This is a genomic window from Amycolatopsis silviterrae (assembly GCF_042684085.1).
Taxonomy (GTDB): Bacteria; Actinomycetota; Actinomycetes; order Mycobacteriales; family Pseudonocardiaceae; genus Amycolatopsis; species Amycolatopsis silviterrae.
The window spans coordinates 201,639-211,280 of sequence record NZ_JBHUKS010000027.1; the positions used below are offsets into that span (position 1 = coordinate 201,639).

The 9,642-nt window shown below is 70.2% G+C and carries 8 protein-coding genes; 1 reads left to right on the top strand and 7 read right to left on the bottom strand.

The window, feature by feature from the left end; translation table 11 throughout:
- Positions 1–9: 9 nt before the first annotated feature.
- The 6 genes from ACFSVL_RS34790 to ACFSVL_RS34815 form a co-directional block, all read right to left on the bottom strand.
- On the bottom strand, positions 10–894 hold the full coding sequence (locus ACFSVL_RS34790; protein WP_378310423.1) for an ABC transporter permease: 885 nt from the start codon (positions 892–894) through the stop codon (positions 10–12).
- Positions 881–1,657, bottom strand: a complete 777-nt coding sequence (locus tag ACFSVL_RS34795) for an ABC transporter ATP-binding protein (RefSeq protein WP_378310425.1) — start codon at positions 1,655–1,657, stop codon at positions 881–883. Before ACFSVL_RS34795 ends, ACFSVL_RS34790 begins: the two co-directional genes overlap by 14 nt.
- 25 nt (positions 1,658–1,682) lie before the next feature.
- A complete protein-coding gene (locus tag ACFSVL_RS34800; RefSeq protein ID WP_378310427.1) occupies positions 1,683–2,738 on the bottom strand; it encodes an ABC transporter substrate-binding protein in 1,056 nt (351 codons plus the stop codon).
- 114 nt (positions 2,739–2,852) lie between these two features.
- Complete coding sequence (locus tag ACFSVL_RS34805; protein WP_378310429.1) at positions 2,853–3,878, bottom strand: S-adenosylmethionine:tRNA ribosyltransferase-isomerase; 1,026 nt, start codon at positions 3,876–3,878, stop codon at positions 2,853–2,855.
- On the bottom strand, positions 3,875–4,549 hold the full coding sequence (locus ACFSVL_RS34810; protein WP_378310431.1) for an SDR family NAD(P)-dependent oxidoreductase: 675 nt from the start codon (positions 4,547–4,549) through the stop codon (positions 3,875–3,877). The genes ACFSVL_RS34805 and ACFSVL_RS34810 overlap by 4 nt, the downstream gene beginning before the upstream one ends.
- A gap of 43 nt (positions 4,550–4,592) precedes the next feature.
- Positions 4,593–5,966 (bottom strand): purine-cytosine permease family protein, encoded by a 1,374-nt coding sequence (locus ACFSVL_RS34815; RefSeq protein ID WP_378310433.1) that lies wholly within the window; start codon positions 5,964–5,966, stop codon positions 4,593–4,595.
- Positions 5,967–6,067: 101 nt separating this feature from the next.
- On the opposite strand from ACFSVL_RS34815, the gene ACFSVL_RS34820 reads away from it, so the two are divergent.
- Positions 6,068–7,288 (top strand): MFS transporter, encoded by a 1,221-nt coding sequence (locus ACFSVL_RS34820; protein ID WP_378310435.1) that lies wholly within the window; start codon positions 6,068–6,070, stop codon positions 7,286–7,288.
- A 61-nt stretch (positions 7,289–7,349) separates the two neighbouring features.
- Here the strand turns inward: ACFSVL_RS34820 and ACFSVL_RS34825 are convergent, their stop codons facing one another.
- A complete protein-coding gene (locus ACFSVL_RS34825) occupies positions 7,350–9,317 on the bottom strand; it encodes a S53 family peptidase (protein WP_378310437.1) in 1,968 nt (655 codons plus the stop codon).
- Positions 9,318–9,642 lie beyond the last annotated feature (325 nt).

Genomic DNA, 9,642 nt, shown 5'->3' on the forward strand with positions numbered 1-9,642 from the left:
GAGGTGTACTCAGAGTGACGTGGTCAGGCCGCGCGCCCGCAGCACCGACCGTTCCAGCGGCCGGAACACGATCAGCTCGATCGCCACCCCGACGAACAAAATCAGGAAAATCGCCGCGATCACCATGGGCATCGAGTTGTACGACGACCCGTCGTTCAAGTACGTCCCCAGCCCGACGCCGAGGCTCGGCGAGCGCGCGATCAGCTCCGCCGCCATCAGCGAGCGCCACGAGAACGCCCAGCCCTGCTTGAGCCCGGCCAGGAATCCCGGCAGCGCGGCGGGCAGCAGGATGTGCCGGGCCGCGGCGAACCGGCCGGCGCCCATCACCTTGCCGACGCGCGGCAGGATCGGCGGGATCTGGTCGATGCCCGCCACGAGGCCGTTCGCGATCGACGGGACCGAACCGAGCAGCACGACGAAGTAGATCGCCGCGTCGTTGATGCCGAACCAGATCACCGCGGCCGGCACCCAGGCCACCGACGGCAGGCTCTGCAGCCCGCTCAGCAGCGGGCCGATCGCGGCGCGCACCACGCGGACCTTCGCGACGAGGATGCCCAGCGGCGTGCCGATGACCACCCCGGCGGCGAAGCCGAGCGCGGCGCGGTGCACGGAGGTCCAGATGAAACCGAACACCGAACCGTCGGTGACGGTGTGCCAGAACTCGGCCCAGACGTCCAGCGGCGCGGGCAGCGTCGTTTCCGGCCAGAACGCGGCGGCCCACAGGATCTGCCAGATCGCCACCAGCAGCACGAGCGCGCCGACCGGCGGCAGAAATCCGCGCACGAAACGACGGCGCAGCGACGCCGGCCGCGCGCCGGTGGGAGTGTCGAGCCGGTCCAGGCCGGCGCCGACGGCTTCGTCGAGGTCGGGGGCCGCCTGGTCAGGCTGCGGCATGGGTGCTGATCACCTTTCGCAGATCGGCCGTGATCTCCTCGGCCAGCAGTTCTCCGTCCGCGGACGGGACGTCGTGCCATTCGCGCACCACGCGGCCCGGACGCGACGACAGCAGCACCACGCGCTGTCCAAGCCGGACTGCCTCGCGCACGTCGTGGGTCACGAACAGCACCGACGTACCAGTGCTGCGCCACACCCGCAGCAGCTCGCTCTGCAGCACGTCGCGGGTGATCGCGTCGAGCGCCGCGAACGGTTCGTCCATGAGCAGCAACGCATTCCCGTCGTCGCCGCCGACGCGGTGGGTCGCGGCCAGCGCACGGGCCAGCGCGACCCGCTGCCGCATCCCGCCGGACAGCTCGTGCGGACGCTTGCGCGCCGCGTCACTCAGCCGCACCAGGTCCAGCAGCTCAGCAGCCTTTTCGCGACGCTCGGAACGGCCGAAGCCGGCGAGCCGCAACGGCAGTTCCACGTTCCGGGACGCGGTCAGCCACGGCATCAGCGCGGCCTCCTGGAACATCACCGCGGGCCGCGAAGTGGTGAGAGTGATCTCACCGGCGGACGGCTGGTCGAGACCGGCGACCAGGTTCAGCAGCGTGCTCTTGCCGCAGCCGGACGCGCCGAGCAGGCAGACGAACTCGCCCGGTTCGACGGTGAGGTCGACCCCGTCGAGCGCGGTCACGGCGCTGCCGGCGGTGCCGAACACCTTGCCGACGCGGTCGAGGTGGACGGCGGCGGTCACTGGTCGTGCCAGGGTGGTGGTCATCGCGGATCGCCTTCCGGTCGGGACGTCACTTCGCCAGTTCGGGCGCGTTGACGGCGGGCAGCTGCTGTGCCTTGAGGACCTCGTTGAGCGGGCCGAAGTCGGCGAACCCCTTCAGGTCCACCACCTCGCCGACCACGCCCGCGGTCACCGAGTCCTTGGCCAGCTGCGGGAACTGCGCGGGCACCGGGTCGGTGGTCAGTTCGATGTTCGCGAACGAGCGGTCGAGCACGGCCGGGCTGAGCGAGCTGCCGGACAGCTCCTTGAGCGCCCCGTTGACCACCGTCTTCGCCTCGGCCGGGTTCTTCTTCGCCCAGTCGATCGCCTGCAGCTCGCCCTTCAGCAGCGCGCGCACGGTGTCCGGGTGCTGCTTCAGGAACTCGCTGCGCACGATCGCGACGGTCGTCGGGAACCGGCCTTCCGGCCACAGCGACTTCTCGTCGACCAGCACCTTCGCGCCCGCGTCGGTGATCAGCCGGGAGGACCACGGCTCGGGCAGCCAGCCGCCGTCGACCTCGCCCTTGCGGAACGCGTCGAGCGTCTTCGGGTTGTCCAGGTTGGTCACGTTCACCTGGCCGGCGAGGTGCTTCTCGGCGAGGAACTTCTTGAGCGCGACGTCCTGGGTGTTGGCCAGCTGCGGCGTCGCGATCGTCTTGCCCTTGAGCTGGTCGACCGACGCGATCCCGGGCTTGACCACCAGCTGCGCGCCGCCGGTGACCGCGCCGGACACGAGCTGGATCGCGCCCTTGGACTTGGTGAACGCGTTGATCGCCGGCCCGGAGCCGATGAACGCGACGTCGAGCGAACCGCCGAGCAGCGCGTTCACTTCGGACGGACCGGCGTTGAACGTCTGCGTGGTGAGTTTCGTGCCGCCGAGATTCTGCGCGAAGAAGTTCTTCTTGACCCCGATCAGCGCGGGCGTGTGCGTGACGTTCGGGAAGAAGCCGACGCGCACCTCCCCGGCGGCGCCCTGGTTCGCCGCGGCCTCGGTGCGGTCCGCGCGGGAGCACCCGGCGAGCGCCCCGAGCGCCGTCAGTGCGGCGAGCGCGGAAGCGAGCAATCGGGTTCGCGGAAATGTACGCACAAATGGCCCTTTCGCGGTCAGCGGAACGGGGCGAGAATGACACGTTCACCCGCAAGACTGCATAGGCATCCGCATCCCGGGAAATTGTGCGGGATTACTTGACAGGCCTGGGCCTCACCTGCTTGTCAAGAGCGAGACGTCGCCGAACTCGTGCCACAGATACTCGCGCCGCACCGCGGCGTCGTAGGCCCGCTGCACCAGTCCGGGCCCCACGACGGCTTCGAGCAGCAGCAGATGGGACGCCTCCGGCGTGTGCAATCCGGTGATCAATCCGTCGACCGCGCGGGCGGGCCGGTCCGGGCCGAGCACCAATTCGGTCCAGCCCGCCGCCGCGGTGACGAGACCGCCGGGATTCGCGGCCGATTCCAGCGCGCGCACCGCCGTGGTGCCCACCGCGATCACACGTCCGCCCTGGTCTCGCACCCAGTTGACCAACGCCGCGGTCGTCGCCGGGACGCGGAATCGCTCGCCGTACGGCGGTTCCCCGGCTTCCGGCGACGAGACGCCGGTGTGCAGCAGAATCGGCGCGAACAGCACACCACGCGAGACAAGCCGGGTCACCAATTCCGCAGTGAACGGCCGGGCGGCGCTCGGCATTTCCGCCGAACCCGGATCGAGCGCGAACACCGTCTGGTAATTCGGCAATGGCCACGCGCGCGGGACATAGCCGTAACGGATCGGCCGACCGACCTTCGCGAGATACCGCGCGACCCCGCCTTCCACGTCGATCTTGGCGCGCCACAACCGTTGTGCCCCGGCGACGTGCGGCTCGCGCAGCGTGACCACAGCGCCGGCGGGCAGGCCGAGCCGCTCCCCCGCGCGACCGTCGAGGAGCGGGCCGCCGGGTGCGCGGAGTTCGACCACCCAGGTGCCGTCGTCGAGTTCGGTGGAGAAGTGGACGGCGATGACCTGTTCGCCGCGGACGGCGTCGACCGCGGCGGGCAGCGTGCCAGATGTGTTGACTACCAACAGATCGCCGGGTTCCAGAAACTCGCCGAGGTCACGGAACGTGGCGTGCCGCACGCCGTCCGGACCGGCCGCGAGCAGCCGCACCTCGTCCCGGGCGAGGCCGCGCGCTTCCGGCGGGGCGGACGCGCTGCGGTCCTCTCCCAGGTCGAACCGCGTGTGCGGCGCGGTCATGACTGCACCTGCAAGTCCGCTGCCCGGAACCGGCCGCTCGGCGGACGTTCGTCCAGCAGCCGAAGGAAAGCCGGTACCGCGGTCTCCGGCAGCGGACGGTCCGAAATGTCCTCGCCGGGGAAAGCGGCCTGGTGCATGGCTGTGCGCAGATCGCCGGGATCGACGGCGTACACCGCGATGTCCGGGTTTTCCACGCCGAGCACCGCGCTCACGTGGTCCAGCGCGGCTTTCGCCGAACCGTAGCCGCCCCAGCCCTCGTACGGTTCCACGGCGGCGTCGGAGCTGATGTTCACCAGCGTTCCCTTGGCCGCGGCGAGCGCGGGCAACAGCAGCCGGGCGAGCGCGAGCGGGGCGAAAACGTTGGTGCGGAAGACAGTTTCCAGCTCGTCCGGCGGGTACTCGGCCAGCGGCGGCAGCGGGCTGGCGCCAAGCGTGCTGGCGTTGTTGACGAGCAGGTCGAGCCGGGGCCCGGCGGCCTCGGCGAGCCGGGCGCGGTGCGCGGGATCGGTGACGTCGCCGGGCACCGGGGTGAACCCGAAGTCCGCCGCGGCCGTGCGCAGCGTCCCTGGGTCGCGTCCGGTGCCCAGCACTGTCCATTCGCGACGGACGAGAGCCGAGGCGAGCGCCCGGCCAAGACCGGCGGAAGCGCCGGTGACGACAGCTACTGGCATGGTCCCTCCAGAGGTAGGCACCTTCCAGCGTGCGACCTCTACCTTACTGGAGGTCAACCGGGCGGCGGCCGCGCAGCAGCGTGTACGCCGCCAGCGAAACCACGAACCCGGCGTAGTAAGCCAGATCCGCGCCGTGCAGGGCCGCGGCGACCGGCCCGGTGTAAACAGTCGTGTTCGTAAAGGGAACCGCCGCCGCGAAGCCGACCACGAACGCGACCAGCGCCGCCCAGCTGCGCACCGGACGTCGCAGCTCGGAGAGCACATCGACCTCGCGGCCACGACGCGTGCGGCGCAGCCAATCCGGCACCACGACGCCGAGGAACGGCGGGATCCAGTAACTCACCACCAGCAGCACGTTCTGGAATTTCGCCGCCAGATCGCCGCTGTGCATCCAGAGAATCAACGCGAACGCGAGCACCGTCACGACCACCGCCGACACCGGACGGCGCACCCGCACGCCGACGGTCTGCAGCGCGAGCGAGCCGCTGTAGTCGTTCATGGCGTTGGACGACACCGCGGCCAGCGCGATCACCAGCAGCGCCACCGCGCCCAGCACGCCGCCGCCGAGCAGCGTCGACACTCCGGCCGCGGTCTGGTCGCCCAGCGCCGTGCCGAGCGCGAGACCGATGCCCTCGCCCAGCGCATACGACGCGGTCAGCCCGAGCAAAGTGAACCAGAAAACTCCGCTCGGCCGCGTCGAAGCGGGCAGATAACGGCTGAAATCCGACGCATAAGGCGCCCAGGAAATAGCGAGGCTGAGCGTAATGGTGGAAAACAGCACGACAGCGCCGGCGAATTCGCCGCCGGTCGCGGTATCGGCGAACGTGATCGGATGATCAAGCACCACTTTGACCGCGAGCGCGACAAATGCGACAACCAGCACCACGCTCATCACCGCTTGGACCCGGTGAATCACCGCGTAGCCGAATACGCCGAGCGTGCATTGCAGCACCAGCACCACGAGCACCGCGGCCCAGAACGGCAGCCCGGTGAGCTGGGCGAGTGCTTCGCCGCCGAACAGCCCGACCAGCGCGTCCCACGCGATCGATCCGAGCCATTGGACCAGGCCGGGCAGCACGACGCCGCGGCCGAACGGGAGCCGCGCGAGCGGCAGCTGGCCGGTCCCGGTGCGCGGACCCCAGGTGGAGAGCCACGCGACCGGCAGCGAACCGAGCACGGTGCCGATCAGCGCGATGACGAATCCGGTGGTGAACCCGAGCCCGAGCGTCGCGCCGAGGGTGCCGGTGAACACGGCGGTCATGGTGAGGTTCGGCGCGAACCACACGCCCGCGAGCCGCCACGGCCTTCCGAAGCGATTTTCCGCCGGGATCGGGGTGATTCCGTGCGTTTCGATCGCCAGATCCCCTGCTCCGGACGGCATCCGGCCACCGAAAACCTCGGCGTCGATCCCGCTCATGCGCTGCCCTTTCTCCCGGCCGACCCGTGAGTCTGAACCGGAGCGCAGCCCCGCGCCAATACTCTGTGGCGTTTCCGACCCGTTCTCGGCAGGATCGCGGGGTGGGGGAAGGACCGCGCACACCGCTGCGCCATCGCGCATTCGCCGTTTTCTGCACCGGTCGCCTGGTCTCCATGATGGGCAGCTCGATGACCCCGGTCGCGCTGTCCTTCGCGGTGCTGGGCAGCAGCCACCGCCCGACCGACCTCGGCATCGTGCTCGCCGCCGGGATCGTGCCGCTGCTGGCGTTCCTGCTCGTCGGCGGCGCGGTCGGCGACCGGTTCCCGCGCAACCGCGTGCTGCGGCTGTCGAACCTCGGCGCGGGCACGGCCCAGCTGGCCGCCGCCACGATCCTGCTCACCGGCAATTATTCGCTGCCCGCCCTCGTCGCGACGGAGTTCCTCGGCGGGGTCTGCACCGCGTTCACCACGCCGGTGCTGCGCGGGATCGTGCCGCAGATCGTCGCGCCGGAATCGCTGCGCCAGGCGAACTCGCTGCTGGCCACCGGACGGAACATCACCAAGGTGGCCGGTCCGGCCGTCGCGGGCGTGCTGGTCGGCACGGTCGGCGGAGGCTGGGCCATCGCCGCCGACGGGGTCTCGTTCGTCCTCGCCGCCTTGCTGTACCAGACGATCACCCTGCCCCCGGCGGAAGCCGCCGAGCAGACCGGCCTGCTGCACAGCGTGCGGACCGGCTGGCGCGAGTTCTGGCGGATCGGCTGGCTGTGGCGGGTGGTCACGGCCTTCTTCGTCTACAACATCGTCTTCACCGGCGGCTGGCTGGTGCTCGGGCCGGGCATCGCGCAGGACACGATCGGCGCGGCCGGCTGGGGCGTGGTGCTGAGCGTGCGCGCGGCGGGCGCGCTGCTGTCCGGGCTGGTGATGTACCGGCTCGCGCCGCGACGGCTGCTGCCGCTGGGACTGGCGAGTGCCGCGCTGACGGTGCTGCCGCTGATCGCGCTCGGTCTGCACGCGGGCTTCGCCGTGCTGGCGGGGGCGACGTTCGTCGCCGGGTTCTGCGCGGGCGTGATGGGTGTCGCCTGGGATACGACGCTGCAGGAGAACATCCCCGGGCATTTGCTGTCGCGGATGGCCGCGTTCGACGATTTCGGTTCCTACGCGGGCATTCCGATCGGCGAGCTCCTGGCCGGACCGCTCGGGGCGGCGTTCGGCGCGCCGCAGGTGGTCCTCGCCGGCGGGATCGTCATCGCCGTCGTCGCGCTCTCCCCCCTGCGCTCCCCCGCCGTCCGCGCGCTGCGGCACCCGCCGGTCCACATGCCGTGAAGGACTCCTTGAGGGAATCAGATTCCCTCAAGGAGTCCTTCACGGACCTTCAACCCCTCGGTCAGACCAGCAGCAGGAACGCCACTCCGTTGGGCGAGCCGAGGCCCGTCACGTCGTCGTAGCCCTTGGTCGTGTGGATCGTCAGGTTCGGGTAGTCGAGCACCCGGGCCGAGGTCTTCAGCCCCTCAGTGGCGTCGACGCCGTTGGCGAAGTCCACGCGCTGCACCGCGCCGTCCACGTGCTGCACGTCGTGGATCGCCGACGTGCGCGAGGTCAGCTGGTACAGCACCGGGTTGATGAACCCGTGGTGGAAGTGGTCGAGGCTGTCGGCCACCGCCATCACGCCCGCGAACACCGGCGACGCGAGGCTCGTGCCGCCGATCCGGTACTGGTCGTAGTAGGCGCCGTCCGGGAAGGTCTGCGTCTGGCCCACCAGGAATCCGGTGTTCGGGTCAGCGATCGCGGAGATGTCCGGGACCACCCGGCCCTTCGCGCCGCCGGTCTGGTTCTTCGTGGACAGCGCGTCCGGCACGATTCCCTTCTGGTAGAAGGGCTGGCCGAACAGCCTGCTCGTGCCGCCGCCCGCGCCGCCGTTGAACGCGCCCGGGAACGCCGGGGCGTAGGCGCCGTTGTCCAGCGTCGACTTGCCGGTCTCCCACCCGGTTTCGAAGATCCGCTTGCCGTCCTTGCCGACCGCCAGCGACGTGCCGCCGACCGCGGTCACCCACGGAGCCGAAGCGGAGAAGTCCGGCGACGGCGTGCCCAGCCGCGCGACCTCGTCCCCGTTGTCGCCGGAGGAGAAGTACACGCCGATGCCCTCGAGCACCGCCTGCACCGAGATCTGGTTGAACACCTTGACCTCGGAGGCCGGGATGTCCTCGCCGGTGTTGCCGTAGGAGTTGGAGATGATGTCGGCCTTGTGGCCCGCGACGACGTAGTTCAGCGCGGTGTCCAGCGAAAGGTCTTCGCAGTCCTGCCCGCCGACGTACAGGATGTCCGCGCCGGGAGCCAGCCCGTGCGCGGCCTCGACGTCGAGGGTTTCCTCGCCGTACCAGCCGGAAGCGTCGCACTGGTCCGGCGGCTCGAGCACCGGGTTCGGCGGGAAGATGTGCTGTTTGAACTGCTTCTGGGTCAGCGGGTGCGCCGGGTCGTTGCGCTTGGCGTACTCCGCGGCGTCGGCGTAGATCGTCGGCGAGGCGAACGCGTCCACGATGGCGATCGTGGTGCCGCGGCCGTCCGCGCCGAACTTCGCGACCTGGTCCAGGCCGTACGCCGAACGCAACTGCGCGGGCGTGTAGCCGCACGGCGCGTACGGAAGCTGCTTTCCGTTGTACGCCGGGTCAGTCGTGTCGGTCTTCTCGCCGTAGTAAGCACTGCACGGCCCCGAGTTGCGGAATCCCTTGCTGGGCGGCGCGGTCGCCGGTCCGCTCTGCTTCGCCGCCGGCGTGTCGGCACCGTCGGTGTGGTCCGGTTTGAACAGATTCGTCGCCTGGTCGACTCCGACGACGCCGAGCACGTCGTTCGCCAGCGCGGCCGGAACGGACAGGTCCTTGTCCGCCGCCCGCAGCGTCTGCCCCTTGACCCGGTACTTGCCCAGCGTCACGGCGAACGCGCGCTGCACCTGGTCCGCGGTCCCGGTCGCCTCGACGTACGCCCGGTTGGACGGCACCTCACCTGCGGTGAAACCGCTTGCGGTGAGCCAGTTCTTCACCGCGGACACGGTCTGGTCGGACGCGGCGAACTGGTCCCGCACCTGCTCCGGCGACAGGTAGTGCCGGTACCCGCGGCTGTTCGGATCGGACACCGACCGCGCGGCCGCCTCGGCCGCCCCCTGGTCCTTGAGGTTCAGGTAAACCCGAAAGTCCATAGTGGACGATCCGGCCGTGTCGGCCACCTTCGACTGCGGATTGGCCCACACCGGATGCGATTGCGGAATGTCCGCCCGCCCCTGAGCCGACGCCACGGCGGGCGAAGCGGCTAAACCGCCCGCCACCGCCAGCGAAAGAAACATGGTGACGCTTCTACGCACAGCAACTCCCTCGTGTTGCGCGGCCTCCAACCCCCCGCCGCCGCAACGAGACTAGGACCGCCCGCACCCGCCGGGAAAGCCTCCGCCTCCCCGGTGCGGAACCGTTATCTGCCCTCCCCGAGCAACCCGGGAGACCAATGCGCACAAAGTCCGTTTCCTCCGCACTGTCCACACCGGAATGTGGCGAAATCAGAAGAACGCCCGTTTCGCCACGCACAACCCCGAGCACCCCAAGCCCCGCAACACCACCTACGAAGGTCGCACATCCCAACCACCACCCACGCACCCAACCAGCGAGGCACCCAGCCCCTCCCCCGCACCCGGA